Origin of the sequence: Azorhizobium doebereinerae UFLA1-100, from assembly GCF_000473085.1 — a bacterium.
GTDB classification, from domain to species: Bacteria; Pseudomonadota; Alphaproteobacteria; order Rhizobiales; family Xanthobacteraceae; genus Azorhizobium; species Azorhizobium doebereinerae.
On the sequence record NZ_AXBA01000001.1, the window covers coordinates 109,912 to 133,183 of the forward strand.

Consider the following 23,272-nt stretch of genomic DNA (forward strand, 5'->3'; position numbering starts at 1 on the left):
GGCATGGAACCGGAACCTGTTTTTCAAGGACCGCCAAGTGGTTGCGCCATGTGATGCCCGCCGCCTGCCACGTGCGCCCGAGGCCGTCGATGCACGAGGCCGCGCATTGCGGATCGGGATCGGGAATGCAAAGCTCGACGAGAGCTTTCGACACCCGTGCGGCCGCGGCCGGACGGGGACGCTGCTGAGGGGCCGGTCAATTGAGGGGCGCGACCGGATCGGCTTCTTGTCTGCCGGACGTGGACGCAGGATAACAATCACGGCGCGACACGTCGCAATGTCCGCGCACTTATAGGTGTGGTGCATGACCCAAGACGCGACTGGCTCCCTGGCCACCTTGCCCGACGGCCGCAATGTTCATTGCGTGAACGCCTATGAGGTCGGATTCGGCTGGCACGAGATCGTGTCGGACGACCTCACGCAGCGCGGGCTGAGCCTGCCGGCGGACGGCACTTATGTGGATGTCGGCGCCAACATCGGCCTGTTCTGCCTCCGGCTGCGCGACCTGTGCGCGGACGCGCGGATATTCGCCTTCGAGCCCATGCCCGCCGCCTTCGGGGCGCTGGAGCGCAACGCCGCCAGCATGGGCGGGGCGGTCGAGGCGTGCCGGATGGCCCTGGGAGCGGCGCCGGGGGAGATCGTGTTCGATCATTACCCGGCCATCTCGGCGCTCTCGACGGCGGACCATGCGGTGGGCCAGACGCTTGCGGACGGCCTGCGCGGCCTGCTGTTCGGCCAGGGTGCCAGTGACCAGATCCGCGCCATCATCGATCGCACCGGCGCGCACGAGAAGCTCGACGATGCGGCCTTCATCGACCAGCTGTTCCGCACCGAGGCGGTGACGGCGGTGGTGGATACGCTGGACAGTGTCGTGGCGAAATACGGCATCGGCACCATCGACCTGCTGAAGATCGATACCGAAGGGCAGGAGCGGGCGGTGCTGGACGGCATCAGCCCGGCGCTGTGGCCGCGCATCCGGCAACTCCTGGTCGAGGTGCATCGCGGGCCGGAGGAATTGCGCACCATCAGGGCTGAGCTGGAGGGGCACGGCTATCGGGCGGTGGTCGAGGATCACCCGATGGCGCAGGGCGGCGCGCCGGTGTTCCACATCTATGCGCATCGCCCATGACCCGGGCCGATCCCGGCGGGCGGGGCCGGCGACCGGCCGTTCCGGCATGAGCCGGGCGGCGCTCCGCGACGATCCGCAGCGGGACAAGGGCGCCGAGATGCGCGCCGCCCGCGCGCAAATCTGCTTCCATGCCCCGGTGGGCTTTCGGACACGAGGGCGCACGGGCACCTGAGGCACCGTTTCGCCGGTCAGGGGCCGGTTCAGCATATCCAGCGGGTCCCGGCCGTTCCGACGGGTCCCGTCTGGCAAAGTCGCGTTTCAGGTCTGTATTGCTCGCGCTCCGCAGGGGGAGGATTCATCATGTCGCACAGCCAAGAAAAAGTGGATGCGTCCCGCGCAGGTGCCGGCGCCGTCGCGGCGCCCGGGGGGGCTTCCTTTCCGGCGGGGTTCGACTGGTGGACGCTGCTGATGGATCACGAGTATCTCGTCAATCCCTATCCCGAGCTGAAGAAGATCCGGGAACTGGGAGGGGTGCACGAAGACCCCGCGACGGGCATCTACTTCGTCACGCGCTACCGCGAATTCAACCAGATGGCCAAGACCACGCAGATGGGGCGCGACACGCGCTTCTGGGCCAATGGCTGGAACAGCCCGGAGAACAAGGTCCGCGACCCGCAGACCTACGAGCTGTTCACCGAATTCCAGCCGCAGATGATCAACGCCAACGCACCCGACCACCGCCGCATGCGCGGGGTCTATGACAAGGCGTTCCGCCCTGGCGACATGGCGCGCTACATCCCGCTGATCGAACAGGAATGCCGGCAGTTGCTGGACACCTTGCCGACCAACGCGCCGTTCGACTTCATGACCGCGTTCGGCAACCCGCTGCCGCATCTCATCTCTCTGAAGCTGTTCGACATTCCGGCCGAGATGGGCGAGCCGATCGGCAAATGGATCGCCGCCCTGAGCTGGCTCGGCAATGTGGTCATGACGCCGGAGCAGAAGCGCGAGGCCCAGGTCGCCCAGCGCGAGTTCAAGGATTTCGTGCGCGACCATCTCGCCGCGCGGGCCAAGGATCCCGGCGACGGGCTCATCAGCCTGTCGCTGGCGGCGGCGGCCGAAGGCACCATGAATGAGGAGGAGACCCTCAACAACGTGGTGATGCTCATCTCCGGCAGCCGGACCTCGCTGACGCTGCTGGGCAACGGGCTGATCACCCTGCTGAAGCATCCCGATGAGTTCGCCAAGCTGCGCGCCAACCGGGGCCTGATGCGGCGCGCCATCGAGGAGATGCTGCGCTTTGAGCCGGGCAGCAGCCTGATCCCCCGGGCGGCGATCCACGATTTCCAGTGCGGCGGCGTGCGCATTCCCGCCGGTGCGCTGGCCATCGGCCTGGTGGGCGCCATCAACCGCGACCCGGAGCGCTTCGACGATCCGGACGTGTTCGACATCACCCGCAATCCCAACCCCCATTCCGCCTTCGGCGGCGGGGCCCATGTGTGCATCGGCAAGGCGCTGGCGCGCATGACGGGAGAAATCGCCTTCAACGCGCTCATGGATCGGTTCGAGAGCATCGAACTGGCCGGGGACCCCGTCTGGTGGACCGATCGGAGCGACCAGCGCGGGCTGGAGTCTCTGCCGCTGAAGCTGGCCTGAGAGCAGGCGGCGGGATGCCGCGTTCGGCAATGCGCATGCGGGGCGGTTTCCGGCCCCGCGCCCTGGCGGTGATGGTTCATGTCTCAGTCTGATTTCCACACGACCGCGCCTGCCGCCACCGCTCTGGAAGCCCCCGGGATCGATTGGTGGACGATGCTGACCGATCCGGCCTATCTCGAAAGCCCCTATGCGGAGCTGAAGCGCATCCGCGACCTCGGAGCGGTCCACCATGACGCCGTCTCCGGCGTCTATTTCGTGCTCGGCCACAATGAATTCCGCCAGATGGCCACGGCCCCGGAGATGGGCCGTGACACACGCCTGTGGGCCAATGGCTGGAACGCTCCCGAAAGCCGGGTGCGCGACCCCCTCGGCTATGAGCTGTTTCGCGAATTCCAGCCCCAGATGACCAACATGAATCCCCCCGACCATCGCCGCATGCGGGAGGTCTATGAAAAGGCCTTCAGTCCGGCCCGGCTGGCGGGTTTCCTCCCCATGATCCAGGCGGAGAGCGAGCGGCTGCTGGACGCCGTGCCGGCCGGTGTCCCGGTCGATTTCATGTCGGCCTTCGCGAACCCCTTGGCCCGCGCCGTCTCTCGCAAGCTGTTCCACATCCCGCCGGAGATGGGCGACCTCCTCGGGCAATGGGTCGAGGCGTTGAGCCTGCTCGGCAATGTCATCATGACGCCGGACCAGAAGCGGGAGGCCCAGGCCGCGCTGCGCGCCTTCAAGGCCTATCTGCGGGATGCCATCGCCGCGCGCGGCGATGCCCCGGGCGAAGGCTTCGTCGGCCTGGCGCTTGCGGCTTTGGCCGACGGCACCATGGACGAGGAAGAGACCCTCACCAATCTGGTGACGCTCATCTCCGGGGGCACGGCGACGGCCACGCTGCTGGGCAATGGGCTGCTGGCGCTCCTGAGGCACCCGCGCGCGTTCGGGCAGTTGCGGGCCGACCGCGGCCTGATCCGCCCCGCGATCGAGGAGATGCTGCGCTATGAGCCGGGCGGCAGCTTCATCCTCCGCGTCGCCATCCGCGACTACGCCTGCGGCGGCATGTTGATCCCGGCTGGATCACTCGCCATCGGCCTCGTCGGCGCGATCAACCGGGATCCGATCCGCTTCGAGGATCCGGACGTGTTCGACATCACCCGGCAGCCGAATGCGCATCTGGTCTTCGGTGCCGGTCCGCATATCTGTCTCGGCAAGGCCCTCGTCCGCATGACCGCCGAGGTCGCATTCGCCAGCCTCCTGGATCGCTACGGGCGGATCGAGCTGGCCGGACCTCCGGTCTGGTGGACCCATCGCAGCGACCAGCACGGGCTGCATTCCCTGCCGTTGCGGCTCGCGTCCGCGCAATGAGACGCAACGCATTGTTTGGCAACGCGTATCCGGGCGCCCGTCGGCTCCGGTGCGCGCACTGGCGGTGATCTTCCATGTCCCAGTCCGAGACCCAAGACGCCAATCCCCCCATCCCCACGCCGGGCGCCGGGATCGACTGGTGGACCATGCTGACCGACCCCGCCTTCCTCGCATCCCCCCATGCGGAGCTGAAGCGCATCCGCGAGCTTGGGCCGGTGCATCGCGACGGGGCGTTCGGCGTCTATTTCGTCCTCGGCCATGGCGAATTCCGCCAGATGGCTATGGCGCCCGAAATGGGCCGTGACACCCGGCTGTGGAGCAACGGCTGGAACACGCCGGAAAACAAGCAGCGCGACCCGGTGAGCTTCGACCTGTTCAGCGAGTTCCAGCGCCAGATGGTCAATGCCAATCCGCCCGACCATCGCCGCATGCGCGATGTCTATGAAAAGGCGCTGCGCCCGGCCCAGATGGCGCAACTCCAGCCGATGATCGAGGCCGAATGCCGCCGACTGCTGGACGAACTGCCGGTGGACAGCCCGGTCGATTTCATGACCGCCTTCGCCAACCACCTGCCGCTGCGGGTCTCGCGCAACCTGTTCGAGATCTCACCGGACATGGACCCGCAGATGGCGCAATGGAACGCCGCCTTGGTCAAGATCGGCGACATCATGATGTCGCCGGATCAGAAGCAGGAGGCCCTGGCCGCGCTGCGCGAATACAAGGCGTTCCTGCGCGACCATCTTGAGGCGCGCCGCGGCAATCCCGGGGAAGGGCTCATCGCTCTGGCGCTGGCGGCGCTCGACGACGGCACCATGGACGAGGAGGAGACCCTCAACAATCTCCTCGGCCTCGTCACGGGAAACGAGAACACGGTCACCGTGCTGGGGAACGGGCTGCTCACCCTGCTGCGGCATCCCGCCGAACTCGCCCGGCTGCGGGCCGACCCTGACCTCGTGAAATCGGCCATCGAGGAGGTCCTGCGCTACGAGCCCAGCATCAATTTTATCCTGCGCGTGGCGATCAAGGACTATCAATTGGGAGACGTCCTCATCCCGGCCGGCGCGCTGGCCATCGGCCTCGTCGCCGCCATCAACCGTGATCCGGCCCGCTTCGACGAACCGGAGGTGTTCGACATTGCCCGCCAGCCGAATGCGCAATTCATCTTCGGCGGCGGCCCGCATGTCTGCATCGGCGCATCGCTGGCGCGGCTGGAGGCACAGGTGGGCCTGAGCGCCATGCTGGAGCGCTTTCCCCGCATCGAACTGGCCGGCGAGCCGGTCTGGTGGGCGGATCGCACCAATCAGCGGGGCCTCCAGTCCCTGCCGGTGCGGCTCGGGCGCTGAGCGCCCGAGGGACGCGCGGCCGGCGCGCCTATCGCCGCCCGGCGCCGGGCCGCCAGCCCAGTTCGCCGCTGATCCGGTCGGCGGTGCCCGTCACTGTCCGCGACAGGGCGCTCATGCGGGCATCGTCCATGTAATGCGAGGCGCTGGAGACGCTGATGGCGCCGACCGTCTGGCCGGCGGCGTCGCGGATAGGCGCCGCCACGCAGCGTACGCGCGGCTCGTTCTCCTCCAGGTCGAAGGCATAGCCCCGGGCCGCATAGTCGCGCATGCGGCCGAGCCAGGCCGCGCGCTCCTGCTCCTGGCGCGGGCCGCGCGCCGAGCCGATGGCGAAGAAATGCTCCCACTCCGCCGCGTCGCCATCGAGAATGAGCGCCTTGCCGAGCCCGGTGGACCACACCGGATGACGCTCGCCGACGCGGGATGAGATCTCGAAGCGCCGCCGTCCGGGAATCTTGTCCAGATAGAGCGCCCAGTCGCCCTCCAGAACCCCCAGGTGCACGGTGTCCTCGGTCTCGGCCGCCAGATGGTCGAGATAGGGCCGGGCGATGCGCGCAAGCGGCCGCTGGGTGCGGGCCCGCGCGCCCAGTTCCAACAGCTTCGGCCCGAGCGAATAGCCCTCGCCGGCGGCGAATCGCAGATAGCCCCGCGCGGCGAGGCCGCTGGCGAGGCGATGCGCGGTGCTGCGGGTAAGGCCGACCGCGGTTGCCAGATGGTTCAGGTCGATGGGCGCATCCGCCGCCGCCTCGATCACGTCCAGCGCCCGCATGACCGCCTGGCTTCCCGCCGGAGCCGCAGGCGTGTCCGTGGCCTTGCCGTCGGCGCCGTCCCCGTCCGGACCATTTCCAAGGCTCGCAATCGACATTGACACCCTCCGGCACCTCTCCTAATCATCATCCTACATAATAAGATGAAGTACCACAATATGGTACTCACCCGCAGCAACTGCTCAGCACCTGAGGAAACGCCATGGTGGACAATCCGACCCTCGAGCGGGCGATCGCGCACACGCGCCGCCGTCTCGTCCCCTTCCTTCTGCTCATGTATGTGCTGTCCTTCCTGGACCGCGCGAACATCGGCTTCGCCAAGGACGCCTTCCAGGCCTCCGCCGGCATCTCCGCCGCCGCGTATGCCCTCGGGGCCGGCCTGTTCTTCCTGAGCTATGCCGCGTTCGAGATTCCCAGCAACCTGATCATGCATCGGGTCGGCGCGCGCATCTGGATGTGCCGCATCATGGTGACCTGGGGCCTCGTGTCCGCCGCCATGATGTTCACCACCGGCGAATACTCCTTCTATGCCCTGCGCCTTCTGCTGGGCGCGGCGGAAGCGGGCTTCTTCCCGGGCGTGATCCTCTACGTCACCTATTGGTTCCCGCAGGCCAAGCGCGGCCAGATCCTCGGCCTGTTCTATTTCGGCGCCCCGCTCTCCTTCATCCTCGGCGCGCCGCTGTCCGGTTATCTGCTGGAGCTGCACGGCGCCCATGGCCTGGAAGGCTGGCAGTGGATGTTCCTGATCGAGGGCCTGCTGGCCGCCGCCGTGGGCGTGTGGGCCTTCTGGTATCTCGACGACAAGCCCACCGATGCCAGGTGGCTGCCGGCGGACGAGCGCAAGGCACTCAGCGCGGCCATCGCCGCCGAGGACAAGGTCAAGGAAAGCCACGGCCACGCCAGCCTCAAGGCGGCCTTCGCCAACCCGAGGATCCTGCACTTCGTGCTGATCTACTTCCTCATCCAGATGAGCGTGTACGGCGTCGTCTTCTACCTGCCGACGCAGGTGGCGGCCCTGCTCGGCACCAAGGTGGGCGTGCTGGTGGGCTTCGTGACCGCGATCCCGTGGGTCTGCGCCATGGCGGCCACCTACTTCATCCCGCGTCTCGCCGACCAGACCGGCAAGCACCGCTCCCTGGCCGCCCTGACGCTCGCCGTCTCCGGCGCCGGCATCGCGGTGTCCGCCGCCGCCGGCCCGGCCGTGGCCCTGGTGGCCCTGTGCTGCGCCGCCGCCGGCTTCATCGCCGTGCAGCCCATGTTCTGGACCTTCCCGACCCGCTATCTCGGCGGCGTGGCGGCGGCGGCGGGCATCGCCCTCGTCAATGCCATGGGCGCGCTCGGCGGCTTCTTCGCCCCGAACGTGAAGAACTGGGCCGACGCCTCCTTCGGCGCCCCGGCCGGCCTCTATGTCCTTGCCGGCACGACCTTCATCGGTGTCGTTGCCATCCTGGCGCTCGGCAGCGCCCGCCAGACGTCGGCGACCCGCGCCGGCGCCCCCCTGACCGCACGAGGAGACCGCTGATGTCCGTTCCCACCATTCGCGAAGTCCGCGCCTATGTGGTGCGGGGCGGCGGCGGCGATTATCACGACCAGCAGGGCGCCCACTGGATCGATGACCACATCGCTACGCCCATGTCGAAATACCCGGCCTACCGCCAGAGCCGGCGCACCTTCGGCATCAACGTGCTCGGCACGCTGGTGGTCGAGGTGGAAGCCTCCGACGGCACCGTGGGCTTTGCGGTGACTACCGGCGGCGAGCCCGCCGCCTGGATCGTGGAAAAGCATCTCGCCCGCTTCATCGAGGGCGCCAAGGTCACCGACATCGAATTGATGTGGGACCAGATGTACCGCTCCACGCTCTATTACGGCCGCAAGGGCTTGGTGGTGAACACTATCTCCGGCGTCGACCTGGCGCTGTGGGACCTGCTCGCCAAGTGGCGCAAGGAGCCGGTCTATCACCTGCTCGGCGGCGCGGTGCGCGACGAGTTGCAGTTCTACGCCACCGGCGCACGGCCCGACCTTGCCAAGGAGATGGGCTTCATCGGCGGCAAGATGGCGCTCCACCACGGCCCGGCCGAAGGTGAGGAGGGGCTCAAGAAGAATCTCGACATCCTCAACGACATGCGCGCCAAGGTCGGCAAAGACTTCTGGCTGATGCAGGACTGCTGGATGGCGCTGGACGTGGACTATGCCACGCGCTTCTCCACCATCGCCTGGAACGAGATGGGCCTGAAGTGGACCGAGGAGGCCCTGCCGCCGGACGACTACTGGGGCTATGCCGCGCTCAAGAAGAACGCGCCGAAGGGCCATCTCATCACCACCGGCGAGCACGAGGCCACCCGCTGGGGCTTCAAGATGCTGCTCGACATGGAGTGCTGCGACATCATCCAGCCGGACGTGGGCTGGTGCGGCGGCATCACCGAGCTGATCAAGATCTCCGCGCTCGCCGATGCGGCGGGCGTGCTGGTGGTGCCGCACGGCTCCAGCGTCTACAGCTACCACTTCGTCATCACCCGGCATAACAGCCCGTTCGCCGAGTTCCTGATGATGCATCCGGTGCCGGACCAGGTGGTGCCCATGTTCACGCCGCTGCTGCTGGACGAGCCCGTGCCGGTCAACGGCCGCCTCAAGCTGGACGACACCCCCGGCTTCGGCGTCCGCCTGAACCCGGAATGCAAGCTCTCGCGCCCCTACACCCACTGATCGGGAAAGCGTTCCATGAAACTCCTGCGTTATGGGCCGGCCGGCCAGGAAAAGCCCGGCCTCCTTGCCGACGACGGCAAGATCCGCGACCTCTCGGGCGTCATCCCCGACCTCACCGGCGCGGCCATCAGCCCCGAAGGCCTCGCCAAGCTGAAGGCGCTCGACGTCGCCGGCCTGCCGGTGGTCGAGGGCACCCCGCGCCACGGCGCGCCGGTCGCCAATGTGGGCAAGTTCATCGCCATCGGCCTGAACTTCACCGACCATGCCGAGGAATCGGGCATGCCGATCCCCTCCGAGCCGGTGGTGTTCACCAAGGCCACCTCCTGCATCCAGGGGCCCAATGACGACGTGATGATCCCGCGCGGCTCCACCAAGACCGACTGGGAAGTGGAACTGGGCATCGTCATCGGCACGCGCGCCAGCTATGTGACGAAGGACGAGGCGCTGGACCACGTGGCCGGCTACGTCCTCATCAACGACGTCTCCGAGCGCGAATACCAGATCGAGCGCGGCGGCACCTGGGACAAGGGCAAGGGCTGCGACACCTTCGGCCCCATCGGCCCCTGGCTGGTGACGGCCGACGAGGTCGGCGACGTGCAGCAGCTCGGCATGTGGCTGGAGGTGAACGGCAAGCGGGTGCAGACCGGCACCACCGCCACCATGATCTTCGATGTGAAGACCATCGTGAGCTACCTGTCGGAATTCATGACGCTGCTGCCCGGCGACATCATCACCACCGGCACCCCGCCCGGCGTCGGCATGGGCATGAAGCCCACCCCCGTCTACCTCAAGGCCGGCGACACCATGGCGCTCGGCATCGACAAGCTCGGCGTCCAGAAGCAGACCTGCGTCGCCTGGGAGAAGAAATGATGGCTGACACCACGCGCTTTTCCGGCCGCGTCGCGGTCGTGACCGGCGGCGCCGCCGGCATCGGCTTCGCCGTCGCCGCCCGCATCATCGCCGAGGGCGGCAAGGTGGCGATCTGGGATCGCGATCCCGCCGCCATCGAGACCGCCAAGGCGGAACTGGGCGCCGCCGCCATCGGCGTCGCGCTGGACGTGTCCGACTGGCCGGCGGTGGAAGCCGCCGCCAAGACCGTGGCGGACACCTTCGGCCAGATCGACATCCTGGTGGCGAGCGCCGGCATCACCGGCCCGAACACCACCACCTGGACCTATCCGGTCGAGGAGTGGAAGAAGGTCGTCGACGTCAATCTGAACGGCGTCTTCTACTGCGACAAGGCGGTCGTGCCCTACATGCTGGAGAAGGACTACGGGCGGGTCGTGAACATTGCCTCCATCGCCGGCAAGGAGGGCAATCCCAACGCCCCGGCCTACAGCGCCTCGAAGGCCGGCGTGATCGGCCTCACCAAGTCGCTGGGCAAGGAACTGGCGAAGAACAAGATCACCGTAAACTGCGTGACGCCGGCGGCGGTGCGCACGGCGATCTTCGACCAGATGACCCAGGCCCATATCGACTTCATGCTGTCGAAGATCCCCATGGGGCGCTTCGGCCAGATCGAGGAAGTGGCGGCGCTGATCTGCTGGCTGGCGTCGGAGGAATGCTCCTTCACCACCGGCGGCGTGTTCGACGTCTCCGGCGGCCGCGCCACCTACTGAGGATCGCGGCGCCTGCGGCACGGCCGGCGCTTCCGCAGCCGGCCGGACAGGACTAGAAGCTCGAACCGCGCGCGCCCCCCGGCGCGCGCGGTTTGCGTTTCGCGAGAGGCTTGCCGTGGCGCCCATCACCAATATCGACGACTTGCGCGCCATCGCGCGCCGCCGCATTCCCCGCGCCATCTACGACTATGCCGCCCGTGGCTCCTATGACGAGCTGACGCTGGCCGCCAATTCCGCCGAGCTGTCCGCCATCCGCCTGCGCCAGCGGGTCATGGCCGACGTCTCCACCCGCACGCTCTCGACCACGCTGCTGGGCGCGGCGGTAACCCTGCCGGTCGGCATCGCGCCCACCGGCCTCACCGGCCTGTTCCATGCGGACGGCGAGATCCTGGGTGCCCGCGCGGCGCAGGCCTTCGGCGTGCCGTTCACGCTCTCCACCATGTCCATCTGCTCCATCGAGGACGTTGCGGGCGCGGTGGAGAAGCCGTTCTGGTTCCAGCTTTATGTGATGAAGGACCGCGCCTTCACCCAGTCGCTAGTGGAACGGGCGCGGACGGCGGGCTGCCCGGTGCTGGTGCTGACGCTGGATCTTGCGGCGCACGGCCAGCGGCACCGGGACATCAAGAACGGCCTCAGCGTGCCGCCGCGCCTGACCCTCGCCAACCTGCTGGATATCGCCACCAAGCCGGAATGAGCGCTCAAGGTGCTGCGCGGCAAGCGGCGCGACTTCGGCAATCTCGCCGGCTGGGTGCCGGCGGGCAAGAACATGAACGCCATGGCGCAATGGATCGCCCAGCAGTTCGACCCGGCGCTCGGTTGGAAGGACGTGGCCTGGATCCGCAGCCTGTGGCCGGGCAAGCTGGTGCTGAAGGGCATTCTCGACGCGGAGGACGCGCGCATCGCCGCCGACCATGGGGCGGATGCCATCGTCGTCTCCAACCATGGCGGGCGCCAACTCGACAGCGCGCCGGCCACCATCACCGTGCTGCCGGACATCGCCGCCGCCGTCGGCCACCGCACCGAAATCCTGTTCGACGGCGGCATCCGCTCAGGCCAGGACGTGCTCAAGGCGGTGGCGCTGGGCGCCAAGGGCACCCTGATCGGCCGGTCCTGGCTTTACGGCCTCGCGGCCGGGGGCGAGGCGGGCGTGCGCCAGACGCTGGAAATCCTGCGCAAGGAACTGGACGTGAGCATGGCGCTCGCCGGCCTCAGCGACATCCGCTCGGTCGATCGCAGCGCCCTCTACGGCCGCCATACCGCCGGCTGACACGGGCCCCGGCACCGCGGATCATCCTCACTGCGCCGCGGGCACGGGCAGGGCAGGGGCCGCGTCCTTGCGGAACGGGCGCGGCGCGGCCTGTTCAGCGCCGGCGAGGCGGATCGCGGCAGCAAGCGCCTCCGCCGCGATCACGGCATTGGGATGGCCAGCCTCCTCCAGCGCGGAGCGCGCGGCGCGGTCGTCGAGGGCGCCCCAGGCGCCGAGCAGCATGGCCACGTCCGGCAGACGGCGCCGCAGGCGGCGGACGGAATAGCGCAGTTGCGCCGTGCTGCCGCCGTCGAGCGAGGACACCACCACCAGTGCCACCGCCGCCGGATCGAGGCCGGAGAGGGCGGCGCGGTGCAGGCCGGCCGGGCCTTCCGCCCGGGCGTGCAGCCCATGGGCCGTGAACACCAGCGCCAGCAACGCCGCGGCCGCCTCGTCGAGGCCGGTGCGCACGCCGATGCAGACCACCGGCACGTCGCAGGCCCAGGCGCCGGAGAGGGTGGCACGGTCGAGCCGGGCGGGCAGGGGCGGGGATGCCCCCTCGCCCGGCGTCGCCTCGGCCGCCGGCGGGATGTCGTCCCCCGGCCCCAGATTGTAGATGAGCTCCGCCACGCTGGCCCGGATGCGCTCGATGCGCTCTCCGTCCAGGGCGCCGCGGGCATGATCGTGCTGCGCCAGCCGCAAGGCGGGCAGCGCCACCTCATCCACATAGGCGGTGAGCGGCCGATCCTTCAGGAAGTCCTCGGCGGTGGCGGTGGCCTCGATGGGGTCGCCCGCCAGCATGCGCTGGTAGAACAGTTCCGGCGCGCTGAGCGGCGGTTGGTCGCCCAGCATCACGTCGAGAAATTCCAACTGGTCCACATGGCGGCCGAGCACCACGAGGCACAAGGTGAGAGGTGTCGCCAGCACGAGGCCGATGGGACCCCACAGCCAGGTCCAGAAGGTGGCCGAGGCGATGACCGCCACCGGCGACAGGCCGGTGCTGCGGCCATAGAGCAGGGGCTCGATGATGTGGCCGACGATGGGCTCCACCACCGCGAACAGCGCCACCGTGGACACCACCATGGTCCAGCCCGGATCCACGGCGAGCGCGAGCGCGGACGGCAGCACGGCGGCGATGACCGCCCCCACGTAGGGCACGAAGCGCAGCACCGCCGCCAGCAGGCCCCACAGGGCGGCGCTCGGCACGCCGATCAGCCAGAGGCCGATGCCGATGACCGCGCCGAAGGCGGCGTTGAGCACCACCTGCACCAGCAGGAAGCGGGACAGCCGCGCCCCGGCATCGTCGAGCGCCGCCGTGGTGCGCTGGATGTCGTGGGCGCCGGCGAGGCGGATGAAGCGGTTCCGCAGATCCTCCCGTTGCAGCAGGATGAAGACGAGGAAGATGAAGATGATGCCGGTGGTCGCCAGTGGGTGGATCAGCGGCTCGATGACCGAGGACAGCATGCCCAGCGTGCCCGGCTCCGGCTGGCGGATCTCCACCGGCACCGGGACCTGCGCGGCCGGTGCCTGTCCCGGCTGCGCGGCGGGCGCCGTGGCCAGCCGGCCCGCCGGCTGCTGCTGCGGCCGGTTCAGCTCGGTGGACAGGTCCTGGAGCATGCTCGCCACCCGCTCCATGGAGCGCGAGCCGGCGGTGGCGTCCTTCAGCGAGCGGATCTTCTCATGCAGGTTCCATTGATATTGCGGCAGGTCGCTGGCGAGCTGGGCCACCTGGCTCGCGACCACGGCGCCGATGGCCATCAGCGCCAGGAAGGTGGCCAGCACCACCGTCGCCACGGACAGCGTGCTCGGGATTCTTAGCCGGCGCAGCACACGCAGGACCGGCGACAGGACGAAGCTGAGCAGGATGGCGAGGGCGACGGGCACGAACACCTCGCGCCCGAGGAATAGCACCGCAATGATGGCGATGGCGGCGATCAACGCCAGAACATGGCCTTCGCGGGAGGGAGGCCTCGGCACGCGGGCGAGCCCCGGATCGTTGAAGATGGCTGATTCCCGCAACGGCATCGGACGACAAACACCCCTCGGCCCAGGCGACGCACCGGCATCGGCGCCGCTCCCCGGCGCGGCCCTCCTGAACGGAAAGTCCAGCGCTCACCGGCCATAACGCTCCCGCCCGCCGAATGTTGCGCGGCGGCGGCACTGTTTCACCACCGCTGTCTTCTGCCGCTGTCTGTCACCGCCTTGGCCCGGCGGCGGAGAGGCTTGGAGAATCTCCCGTGGGCGCGGTAAGGGTCGCACTGCCGTGCAGGCGGCGGTGCTGGCGGGACGTCCCATGACCCTCACATTCACCATTCTCGGCTGTGGTTCCTCGGGCGGCGTGCCGCGCGTGGGGCAGGGATGGGGGGCTTGTGACCCGGCCGAGCCGCGCAACCGCCGCCGCCGCTGCTCCCTTCTGGTGCGCCGCGCCGGCCCGCAGGGCACCACCAATGTGCTGGTGGACACGTCGCCGGACCTGCGCGAGCAATTGCTGGACGCCGGCATCACCCATCTGGACGGCGTTCTCATCAGCCACGAGCATGCCGACCATACCCACGGCATAGACGATGTCCGCCCGCTGGTGATCCACAACCGCAAGCGCATCGACCTCTACACCGACGAAGACACCTCGCGCATCCTGCACCTGCGCTTCGGCTATTGCTTCGTGACCCCGCCGGGCAGCAACTACCCGCCCATCCTGACCGAGCATCGCTTCCACGAGGGCCGCGAACTGACCATCCATGGGGCAGGGGGCCCGATCACGGCCTTACCCTTCCGCCAGCGGCACGGCGACATCGATGCGTTCGGATTCAGATTCGGCAACGTCGCCTATTCCAGCGATGTGAACGGTTTTCCAGATAACAGCCTGATACATCTCAAGGATCTGGACATCTGGATTCTTGATGCGTTGCGTGAAACACCGCACCCAAGCCATTTCAGCCTGGGGGAGGCGCTGGACCACATCGCGCTGATGCGCCCTGCCCGCGCCATCCTCACCAACCTGCACACGGACCTGGACTACCAGACCCTGCGAAACCGCCTGCCGGAGCACATCGTGCCGGCCTATGACGGGATGACGTTCGAGGGCTGAACCCGCTTTCCCGCCACCTGAAGGCGGCATGACAAGCTGTTGTCGTGGCAGCATTTTATGCTTTTTCCTAAAGTGCTGACTTCGAGGACGGCGCGACCATGCGCCGGCGATGCCCGATCACCGGCGGTGCCGGATAGGCCAGCCCTGGCACCGCGCGCCGAGCGTCGGGTCGTCCGGACAAGCCGACTCCTTCCGGCCTTGCCTTGGGCTTCCGCACGGCCCGGCCGGCGATGATGTCCGCGCCGATGGCGCCGCGCCGGAAGGCGCTGCCGGCAGTCAGCGGTACAGGCGGCCGGGCTTCAATTGGCCGTGCATGCAGATCGCGATGTCGAGCCGCTTTGCCCATCGTCATCGCCCGGTGTGAGGTGCAACTCGCAACCGACGCCGGGACGGGTCGCTCCACCCGAACTGAACATCCTTTTATATTCCATAATATCTCTTCTACGATTTACGCATGCGGGAGCGCGCTCCGCCCTGGCCTGCCGAGCCGCCAACCGCTCGGCGGGCTACAGGAATGCAATCCAGGCGAAGGACCCGAAGGCATGAACGCCCCCGGCCAGCGGACAGACAGACGGACGCCGGGCCGAGAGCGAAAAATCGCTCTCACGCGCAAACAGACCCGCTTGGTCGTACCAAATGGCGACGAAGCGCCTCAAACGCCGTAATAGGCCCGATACCAGGCTACGAAGGCCGGAACCCCCTCCGCTACCGGCGTAGACGGGCGGTATTGAGTTAGCGCTTCCAGCAGTTCGGCGGCGGCGAAGGTGCGCGGCACATCGCCGGCCTGCATGGGCAGCATGTGGCGCTGCGCCGGCCGGCCCACCGCCGCTTCGATGGTCTCGACGAACTCCATGAGGCCCACCGGCTTGCCGGCCGCCACGTTCACCACCCGGAACGGTGCCACCGGCGAGAGCGAATCGAGCCCGTCCGGGCCGACTGGCGCGCCGATCCGGGGCACGCAGTCGGTCAGGCGCACCACCGCCTCCACCAGATCGTCCACATAGGTGAAGTCGCGCGACATCCGGCCCTCGCCATAGATGTCGATGGGCGCGCCCTCCAGGATGGCGGCGACGAACTTGAACAGCGCCATGTCCGGCCGGCCCCAGGGACCGTAGACGGTGAAGAAGCGGAAGGCAGTGGTCGGCACGCCGTAGAGATGGGCATAGGAATGCGCCATCGCTTCCATGGACTTCTTGGTGGCGGCATAGAGCGTCATCGGCTCGTCGGCGCGGTCGGTCTCGGCGAACGGGATCTTGGCATTGGCGCCATAGACCGAGCTGGTGGAGGCCAGCAGCAGATGCGCCGGCTTGATGCGCCGCGCCAGCTCCAGGATGTTCCAGGAACCGGTCAGGTTGGCATCCACATAGGCCTTGGGGTTTTCCAGGCTGTAGCGCACGCCCGCCTGGGCAGCGAGGTGGATGATGACGTCCGGCTGGGCCAGATCGGCCGCCTCGGCCACCGCGCCGGTGTCCTCCAGCATGCCGATGACGGCGGTGAAGCCGTTGTGGCGCTCAAGCTCGGCATGGCGCGCGCGCTTGAGCGTCACGTCATAATAGGGCGTCAGGCCGTCCAGCCCGACCACCACGTGCCCTGCCCCCAAAAGCCGCTTCGCCAGATGAAACCCGATGAAGCCGGCCGTCCCCGTGACCAGAAAACGCATGTGCCACCGCGCTTGAGAACCGGCAGGGCACCCGACCGGAAAGGAAAGACCTTAGCCCTGAACGATGCCAGGCACCGCCCCCGCAACGGGCAAGGTCCATGATCGCCAGCCGCCCTGCCCTCGATCGCCGCCGACCAAAGAGCAGAAGTTGGACGGCATGATGGTAACAGACGCCGGAAACGCTTTATGCGCCGTGGATGGCCGCGCCGTCGGCGCCGGTGGTGCCGCGGCCGACGCTTTCATAGGCGAAGCCCAGGGCCGTCATCTCGTCCGGCCGGTAGATGTTGCGCAGGTCCACCAGCACCGGCTGGGTCATCAGCTTGCGTAGGCGCTCGAAATCGAGCGCCCGGAAGGCGTCCCATTCGGTGATGATGACCAGGCAGTCGGCGCCCTCGGCCGCCTCGTAGGCGCCGCCGGTATAGGTGACGGCGGCCGGCAGCAGCTTCTTCGCCTCCTCCATGCCCTCGGGATCGAAGGCGCGGATCTTCATGCCCTTGTCCAGCAGCGCGTGGATGATGGAGAGCGCCGGGCTCTCGCGCATGTCGTCGGTGTTGGGCTTGAAGGTGAGGCCGAGCACGGCGGCGGTCTTGCCGCGCACCTCGCCGCCCAGCGCGCTCACCACCTTCTTGGCCATGGCCAGCTTGCGCACGTCGTTCACCGCCACCACCGTCTCGACGATGCGCAGCGGCGTGCCGGCCTCCTGGGCGGTGCGGGTCAGCGCCAGCGTGTCCTTGGGGAAGCAGGAGCCGCCGTAGCCGGGGCCGGCATGCAGGAATTTCGAGCCGATACGGTTGTCGAGCCCGATGCCGCGCGCCACCTCCTGCACATTCGCCCCCACCTGCTCGCACAAATCGGCGATCTCGTTGATGAAGGTGATCTTCACGGCCAGGAAGGCGTTGCCGGCATATTTGATCAGCTCGGAGGTGCGCCGGCTGGTGAACAGCAGCGGCAGGCTGTTCAGCGACAGCGGACGGTAGAGCTGCGTCATCACCTCGCGGGCGCGCGGATCGTCCGTGCCTACCACGATGCGGTCGGGGCGCTTGAAATCCTCGATCGCGGCGCCCTCGCGCAGGAACTCCGGGTTGGAGACCACCGAGATGTCCGCCTCCGGCCGGGCCTCGCGGATCACCCGCTCCACCTCGTCGCCGGTGCCCACCGGCACGGTGGATTTGGTCACCACCACCGTATAGCCCTGCGCGGCCTCGGCGATCTCGCGGGCGGCGGCATAGACATAGGACAGGTCGGCATGGCCGTCGCCGCGCCGCGAAGGCGTGCCGACCGCGATGAACACCGCGTCCGCCTCGCGCACCGCCGCCGTCAGGTCCACGGCGAAGTCGAGCCGCCCGGCGGCGCGGTTGCGCGCCACGATGTCGTCCAGGCCGGGCTCGAAGATGGGGATCTCGCCGCGCTCCAGCATGGCGATCTTCTGCGCATCCTTGTCCACGCAGGTCACATGGTGCCCGAAGTCGGCGAAACAGGCGCCCGACACCAGACCCACATACCCCGTGCCAATCATCGCGACGCGCATGGCGGCTTCCTGCCTCGTTCAATCGTGGCGCTATCTCGCACTTCGCCATGAGAAAATGAAGACACTTCCGCCCATGCCGGATACATGGCAGCCATGTGCGGTGCCCCACGGCCGCCGGGCGGAAACCGTCCGGCCCGGCCGCGCCACAGGTGCCGCAGCGTCCCCGCCCGTCTTTGCCGTTCCGAGCCGATCCCCCGAGCAGCCATGGCCTTTGATCTCACCTGCGTCGCATTGCTTGTGGAAGGCATCGTCGGCTATCCGCCGCCGCTGTTCAGGGCCGTCAGCCACCCGGTGGTGTGGATGGGGAAGCTGATCTCCGCCCTTGAGTCGCGCCTCAACCGCCCCACCCTCCCCGCCGCCCGCCGCAAGTCCAACGGCGTGCTGACGGTGATCGTCCTGCTGGCCTGCGCCATGGTGCCGGCGGCGCTGATCGAAGGCGTGCTGCGGCAGTTCGGCCTCGGCTTCATCCTGGCCGGCATCCTGGGCAGCGCGCTCATCGCCCAGCGCGCGCTCTACCGCTATGTGGCGGCGGTGGCCACCGCGCTCGAAACCGGCGGCCTGGAGGCGGGACGCGAGGCGGTCTCCCATATCGTCGGCCGCGATCCGCAGAGCCTGGACGTGGCCGGCGTCACCCGCGGCGCCATCGAGAGCCTGGCGGAGAATTTCTCCGACGGCATCGTCGCCCCCACGGTCTGGATGCTGGTGGGCGGGCTGGCCGGCGGAGCCGGATACAAGGCGCTGAACACCGCCGACAGCATGATCGGTCATCGCAACCCGCGCTACGAGGCCTTCGGCTGGGCGGCGGCGCGGCTGGACGATCTGGTCAACCTGCCCGCCTCGCGCCTGTCCGGCCTGCTCATCGTCGCCGCCGCCGCCCTGCTGCCCGGCTGCGATCCCAAGGCGGCGTGGGTCGCCATGCGGCGGGACGCGAAGCACCACCGCTCGCCCAATGCCGGCTGGCCGGAGGCGGCCATGGCCGGGGCGCTGGGCATCTCCATCGCCGGGCCGCGCTCGTATGGCGGCGTGCTCGCCAATGCCGCCTACATGGGCAATGGCCGCCGCAACATCGGCGCGCGGGACATCCGTGCCGCGCTGCGGCTCTATGTGACGGCGGATGCGCTGATGGTGGGCTTCATCACCCTCATGGCGCTGATCATCGCGCTAAGCTGAGCAGGCGGTCGAGGTCGATGTGCGCCGCCAGATGCGCGGCGAGCCCATCCAGCGCCGCCTCCACCTGATCCTCGTAGGACACCAGCGCCGGGCCAGCGCCCAACAACGCCATCAGCGCCGCGCGCTGGCGGTCGTCGGCGAACAGGCCGTGCACATAGCTGCCCATGATCCGCCCGTCGGCCGACACCGCGCCTTCGGGTCCGGCGTCGGCCAGTCGCGCGAACGGGCGCTCCGCGTCCGGTCCTCCGGTGGCGCCGATATGCATTTCATAGCCGGCGAATGATGCACCGAGGCAGGACGTTCCGGTGACCGCCACGAGGCGCTTGTCGCCGGTCATGGTGGTGCGCACCTTCAGCAGGCCGAGGCCCTCCACTGCACCCGGAGGGCCTTCCACCCCGTCCGGGTCGGCGAGGGTCTCGCCCAGCATCTGGTAGCCGCCGCACAGCCCGAGCACGCGCCCGCCGCGCCGGGCGAAGGCCAGGATGTCGTGGTGCAGACCGCCCGCGCGCAGGGCGGCGAGATCGGCGATGGTGGCCTTGGAGCCGATCAGCAGCACGAGGTCCGTGTCGGCGGGCAGCACGTCGGACGGCCGGATGCGCCGCACCTCGATGGCCGGTTCTGCATCCAGCGGGTCGAGATCGTCGAAATTGGCCACATGCGGCAGGATGGGCACGGCGATGCGGATGCGGGCATCGGGCTTGGGCGCCTGGGGCCCGGCCACGCCCAGCGCGTCCTCCGCCGGCAGGCGGGCGGCACCGGCATGATGCGGCACGAGGCCGAGCGGCGCCCAGCCCGTATGGCCGGCGATCAGCGCCATGCCCGCGTCGAACAGCGACGGGTCGCCGCGGAACTTGTTGACGATGAAGCCCTGGATCAGCGCTGCGTCCGCCGCCTCCAGCACCGCCTTGGTGCCGACGAGGCTGGCGATGACCCCGCCCCGGTCGATGTCGCCGATCAGCACCACGGGCACGCCGGCGGCCCGCGCGAAGCCCATGTTGGCGATGTCATTGACCCGCAGGTTGACCTCCGAGGCCGAGCCCGCGCCCTCCACCAGCACTAGGTCCGCCTCGTCCTTCAACCGGGCGAAGCTCTCCAGCACGGCGGGCATCAGGCCGGCCTTCATCCCCTGGTAGGCGCTCGCCTTGGCGGCGCCGACCACCCGGCCCTGCACCACCACCTGCGCGCCGATCTCGCTCTGCGGCTTGAGCAGCACGGGGTTCATGTGCACCGACAGCGGCACCCGCGCGGCGCGCGCCTGGAGCGCCTGGGCACGGCCGATCTCGCCGCCGTCGGCGGTGACGGCGGCGTTGTTGGACATGTTCTGCGGCTTGAACGGCCGCACCCTCAGGCCACGGTCCGCGAAGGCGCGGGCAAGGCCCGCCACCAGCAGCGACTTGCCCACATCCGAGCCGGTGCCCTGGAACATCAGCGCGCGCGCCATGGGCCGACCCTCTCCCTGCGTGACGGTTTTCAGAACTCGATGCCGACCTGGGCCTTCACCCCGGCGGCGAAATGATGCTTCACCAACTGCATCTCGGTGACGAGGTCGGCGGCGGCCAGCATGTCCGGCTTGGCGTTGCGGCCGGTGACGACCACATGCAGGTCCGGCCGGCGTGCCTGGAGCGCGTCGATCACCTCGGCGAGGTCGAGATAATCGTAGCGCAGCGCGATGTTCAGCTCGTCCAGGATGACCAGGGACAGCGCCGGGTCGTCCATCAGGTCGCGCGCCTTCTCGAAGGCGCGCTGGGCGGCGGCCTTGTCGCGGGCGAGATCCTGCGTCTCCCAGGTGAAGCCCTCGCCCATGGTGTGCCATTTCACCCGCTCGCCGAAGGCCGCGAAGGCATCCTTCTCGCCGGTGTGCCAGGCGCCCTTGATGAACTGCACCACGCCGACGCTGCGGCCATAGCCCAGCATGCGCAGGGCGAGGCCGAAGGCGGCCGTGCTCTTGCCCTTGCCGGGGCCGGTATGGACGATGAGAAGCCCCTTCTCGACCGTCGTCTTGGCGGCCACTTCTGCGTCCTGCACGGCCTTGCGCTTGGCCATCTTGGCGCGGTGCCGCTCGGCGTCGCGCGGATCGACGGGTTCGTTCATCATTGGTCTTTCACCATCATCGGAAGCCCGGCCACCAGGAACACCACCCGGTCGGCCCTGGCCGCTAGATCCTGATTGAGGCGCCCGGCGGCATCGCGGAACCGACGCGCCAGCGCATTGTCCGGCACGATGCCGAGCCCCACCTCGTTGGCCACCAGCACCACCGGCGCGCGCCGGCCCGATACCGCGTCCACGAGGCGCGCGGCCTCCGCGTCGAGATCGTGCTCGGCAAGGAGATGATTGGTCAGCCAGAGGGTGAGGCAGTCCACCAGCGCCGGCATCTCCGCCGGCAGGCCGGCGAGCGTTCCGGCGAGGTCGAGCGGCGCGTCGAGGGTGCGCCAGCCGCCGCCCCGGCGGCCGCGATGGAGCGCGATGCGCTCGGCCATCTCCGTGTCGAATGCCTGGGCGGTTGCCAGGTACGCCCACGGCGCAGGAAGGGCTTCCACCAAGCTTTCGGCATGGCGGCTCTTGCCCGAGCGCGCGCCTCCCAGCACCAAGGTGACCTTCGCCATACGCACTCCGCACGGGCGTCCCGCGCTCACCAGGAACGCGCGACTTGCTCTTATGGCACCGCTTCGCGGGGGGCAACGGCTGCCCTTCGGGCAACGGGCTCCTCCCACAAAATCCACCGTCCACCGGCGGGCAATGGCTGCGCCGCCGGCCAAGGGGGTATATGTGTGCAATGCGGCAGAGATGCGCTGGAGTCGCATCGAGGCCGCCAGACAAAAACCTTCCGGAGTTTCCGCGCCGTGCCCAACCCCCAAACCCTAGACTGGCTTGCGCGCCTCATCTCCTTCGACACCACGAGCCGCAATTCCAACCTGCCCCTGATCGAGGCGGTGGAGGAATTCCTGACCGCTGAGGGCATCTTCTTCGAGCGCGTGGAGAACACCGAGGAGAAGAAGGCCAGCCTCATCACCACCATCGGCCCGCGCGACGTACCGGGCATCGTGCTGTCCGGCCATACGGACACCGTGCCCGTGGACGGCCAGGACTGGACCTCGGACCCGTTCACGGTCACTGAGCGCGACGGCAAGCTGTTCGGCCGCGGCACCTGCGACATGAAGGGGTTCTTGGCCGTCTGCCTCGGCATGGTGGCGGAGATGAAGGCGAGGCCCTTGGCCAAGCCGATCCATTTCGCCATCTCCTATGACGAGGAGATCGGCTGCGTCGGCGTGCGCCCGCTGATCGCCCACATGGTGGAGAAGGGCTACAAGCCCGAGGCCTGCATCGTCGGCGAGCCCACCAGCATGCAGGTGGTGATCGGCCACAAGGGCAAGCGCAGCTTCTCCACCACGGTGACCGGCGCCGGCGGCCATTCCTCCCGCGCCCCCGAGCTGGTGAATGCGGTGGAGGCCGGCGCGCGCATCGCCGCCAGGGTGGCCGACCTCAGCGACCGGCTGGCGGAAAGCGGGCTCAAGGACGGGCTCTACGACATCCCGCACAGCACCGCCCATGTGGGCGTGTTCCACGGCGGCACGGCGCTCAACATCGTGCCGGACCTCGCCCAGCTGGACTGGGAAGTGCGGGCCCTGCCCGAGGACGACATCGACGCCCTCGCCGGCGAGGTGATCGCCTATGCGCAGGAGACGCTGGAGCCGCGCATGAAGGAACGCTCGCCCAAGGCGGGCATCACCTTCAAGCTGAAGAGCGCCTTCCCGGGCCTCGCCACCCCGGCCGACGCGCCGGTGACCGTGCTTGCGAAGCATTTCGCTGGCCGCAACGACCACGCCAAGGTGGCCTATGGCACCGAGGCCGGGCTGTTCGTGGAGATGGCCGACATCCCCACGGTGGTGTGCGGCCCCGGCTCCATCGTCCAGGCCCACCAGCCGGACGAATATGTGGAGGCGAGCCAATTGGAGGCCTGCGAGGCCTTCATGCGCCGGGTGATCGCCTATTGCGCCGCCTGAGCAGCGCTTGAAGCAAGCTGAAACGCAAACGGCCCGGATGGCGACATCCGGGCCGTTTTCAATGGGTTA

The 23,272-nt window shown here is 68.6% G+C and carries 18 protein-coding genes and 1 pseudogene; 12 read left to right on the forward strand and 7 right to left on the reverse strand.

Going from position 1 to position 23,272, the window contains the following annotated elements; genetic code table 11:
• Positions 1-304: 304 nt before the first annotated feature.
• The 4 genes from YU1_RS0100360 to YU1_RS0100375 all read left to right on the forward strand — a co-directional run bounded on the left by YU1_RS0100360 (position 305) and on the right by YU1_RS0100375 (position 5,424).
• Positions 305-1,129 (forward strand): FkbM family methyltransferase, encoded by an 825-nt coding sequence (locus YU1_RS0100360; protein ID WP_029002384.1) that lies wholly within the window; start codon positions 305-307, stop codon positions 1,127-1,129.
• Positions 1,130-1,429: 300 nt separating this feature from the next.
• Positions 1,430-2,725 carry a cytochrome P450 gene (locus YU1_RS0100365; protein WP_084539553.1) on the forward strand — a complete coding sequence of 432 codons (1,296 nt, stop codon included), beginning with the start codon at positions 1,430-1,432 and terminating at the stop codon, positions 2,723-2,725.
• A 78-nt stretch (positions 2,726-2,803) separates the two neighbouring features.
• The gene (locus tag YU1_RS27190) at positions 2,804-4,081 is read left to right on the forward strand and encodes a cytochrome P450 (RefSeq protein WP_084539554.1); all 1,278 of its coding nucleotides are present in this window, start codon (positions 2,804-2,806) and stop codon (positions 4,079-4,081) included.
• A 74-nt stretch (positions 4,082-4,155) separates the two neighbouring features.
• Positions 4,156-5,424, forward strand: a complete 1,269-nt coding sequence (locus YU1_RS0100375) for a cytochrome P450 (RefSeq protein ID WP_029002386.1) — start codon at positions 4,156-4,158, stop codon at positions 5,422-5,424.
• Positions 5,425-5,452: 28 nt separating this feature from the next.
• Here the strand turns inward: YU1_RS0100375 and YU1_RS0100380 are convergent, their stop codons facing one another.
• On the reverse strand, positions 5,453-6,286 hold the full coding sequence (locus YU1_RS0100380; RefSeq protein WP_029002387.1) for an IclR family transcriptional regulator: 834 nt from the start codon (positions 6,284-6,286) through the stop codon (positions 5,453-5,455).
• A 104-nt stretch (positions 6,287-6,390) separates the two neighbouring features.
• On the opposite strand from YU1_RS0100380, the gene YU1_RS27195 reads away from it, so the two are divergent.
• The 5 genes and pseudogenes from YU1_RS27195 (at position 6,391) to YU1_RS27200 (ending at position 11,777) form a co-directional block, all read left to right on the forward strand.
• Positions 6,391-7,710, forward strand: a complete 1,320-nt coding sequence (locus YU1_RS27195) for an MFS transporter (RefSeq protein ID WP_051356316.1) — start codon at positions 6,391-6,393, stop codon at positions 7,708-7,710.
• Entirely contained in the window at positions 7,710-8,891 is a 1,182-nt protein-coding gene (gene rhmD, locus YU1_RS0100390; RefSeq protein WP_029002388.1) for an L-rhamnonate dehydratase, read from the forward strand. The genes YU1_RS27195 and rhmD overlap by 1 nt, the downstream gene beginning before the upstream one ends.
• 15 nt (positions 8,892-8,906) lie before the next feature.
• Entirely contained in the window at positions 8,907-9,761 is an 855-nt protein-coding gene (locus YU1_RS0100395) for a fumarylacetoacetate hydrolase family protein (RefSeq protein ID WP_029002389.1), read from the forward strand.
• Entirely contained in the window at positions 9,761-10,510 is a 750-nt protein-coding gene (locus tag YU1_RS0100400; RefSeq protein ID WP_035713100.1) for an SDR family NAD(P)-dependent oxidoreductase, read from the forward strand. The genes YU1_RS0100395 and YU1_RS0100400 overlap by 1 nt, the downstream gene beginning before the upstream one ends.
• A 115-nt stretch (positions 10,511-10,625) precedes the next feature.
• Positions 10,626-11,777 (forward strand): annotated as a pseudogene (locus YU1_RS27200) (alpha-hydroxy acid oxidase).
• Positions 11,778-11,804: 27 nt separating this feature from the next.
• Here the strand turns inward: YU1_RS27200 and YU1_RS27205 are convergent.
• The gene (locus YU1_RS27205; RefSeq protein ID WP_084539555.1) at positions 11,805-13,781 is read right to left on the reverse strand and encodes an AI-2E family transporter; all 1,977 of its coding nucleotides are present in this window, start codon (positions 13,779-13,781) and stop codon (positions 11,805-11,807) included.
• Positions 13,782-14,049: 268 nt separating this feature from the next.
• Between YU1_RS27205 and YU1_RS0100415 the strand changes: the two genes are divergently transcribed.
• Positions 14,050-14,844: an MBL fold metallo-hydrolase gene (locus tag YU1_RS0100415; RefSeq protein WP_029002391.1), complete on the forward strand. Its 795-nt coding sequence runs from the start codon at positions 14,050-14,052 to the stop codon at positions 14,842-14,844.
• Between the two features lie 652 nt (positions 14,845-15,496).
• Here the strand turns inward: YU1_RS0100415 and YU1_RS0100420 are convergent.
• Both YU1_RS0100420 and YU1_RS27210 read right to left on the reverse strand, forming a co-directional pair.
• Positions 15,497-16,504 (reverse strand): NAD-dependent epimerase/dehydratase family protein, encoded by a 1,008-nt coding sequence (locus YU1_RS0100420; protein ID WP_029002392.1) that lies wholly within the window; start codon positions 16,502-16,504, stop codon positions 15,497-15,499.
• A gap of 184 nt (positions 16,505-16,688) precedes the next feature.
• Positions 16,689-18,032 carry a UDP-glucose dehydrogenase family protein gene (locus YU1_RS27210; protein ID WP_035713103.1) on the reverse strand — a complete coding sequence of 448 codons (1,344 nt, stop codon included), beginning with the start codon at positions 18,030-18,032 and terminating at the stop codon, positions 16,689-16,691.
• A gap of 204 nt (positions 18,033-18,236) precedes the next feature.
• Between YU1_RS27210 and cbiB the strand changes: the two genes are divergently transcribed.
• Positions 18,237-19,202, forward strand: a complete 966-nt coding sequence (gene cbiB / locus YU1_RS0100430) for an adenosylcobinamide-phosphate synthase CbiB (RefSeq protein WP_029002393.1) — start codon at positions 18,237-18,239, stop codon at positions 19,200-19,202.
• Here the strand turns inward: cbiB and YU1_RS0100435 are convergent.
• Genes YU1_RS0100435 through cobU form a run of 3 tightly spaced genes read right to left on the reverse strand, consistent with a single transcriptional unit; the run spans position 19,186 to position 21,805 of the window.
• Positions 19,186-20,643, reverse strand: a complete 1,458-nt coding sequence (locus tag YU1_RS0100435) for a cobyric acid synthase (protein WP_029002394.1) — start codon at positions 20,641-20,643, stop codon at positions 19,186-19,188. The genes cbiB and YU1_RS0100435 overlap by 17 nt on opposite strands.
• A gap of 29 nt (positions 20,644-20,672) precedes the next feature.
• The gene (cobO, locus tag YU1_RS0100440) at positions 20,673-21,293 is read right to left on the reverse strand and encodes a cob(I)yrinic acid a,c-diamide adenosyltransferase (protein ID WP_029002395.1); all 621 of its coding nucleotides are present in this window, start codon (positions 21,291-21,293) and stop codon (positions 20,673-20,675) included.
• Positions 21,293-21,805, reverse strand: a complete 513-nt coding sequence (gene cobU / locus YU1_RS0100445) for a bifunctional adenosylcobinamide kinase/adenosylcobinamide-phosphate guanylyltransferase (RefSeq protein WP_029002396.1) — start codon at positions 21,803-21,805, stop codon at positions 21,293-21,295. Before cobU ends, cobO begins: the two co-directional genes overlap by 1 nt.
• Before the next feature lie 237 nt (positions 21,806-22,042).
• Between cobU and argE the strand changes: the two genes are divergently transcribed.
• Positions 22,043-23,203 carry an acetylornithine deacetylase gene (argE, locus tag YU1_RS0100450; RefSeq protein WP_029002397.1) on the forward strand — a complete coding sequence of 387 codons (1,161 nt, stop codon included), beginning with the start codon at positions 22,043-22,045 and terminating at the stop codon, positions 23,201-23,203.
• Positions 23,204-23,272: the final 69 nt, after the last annotated feature.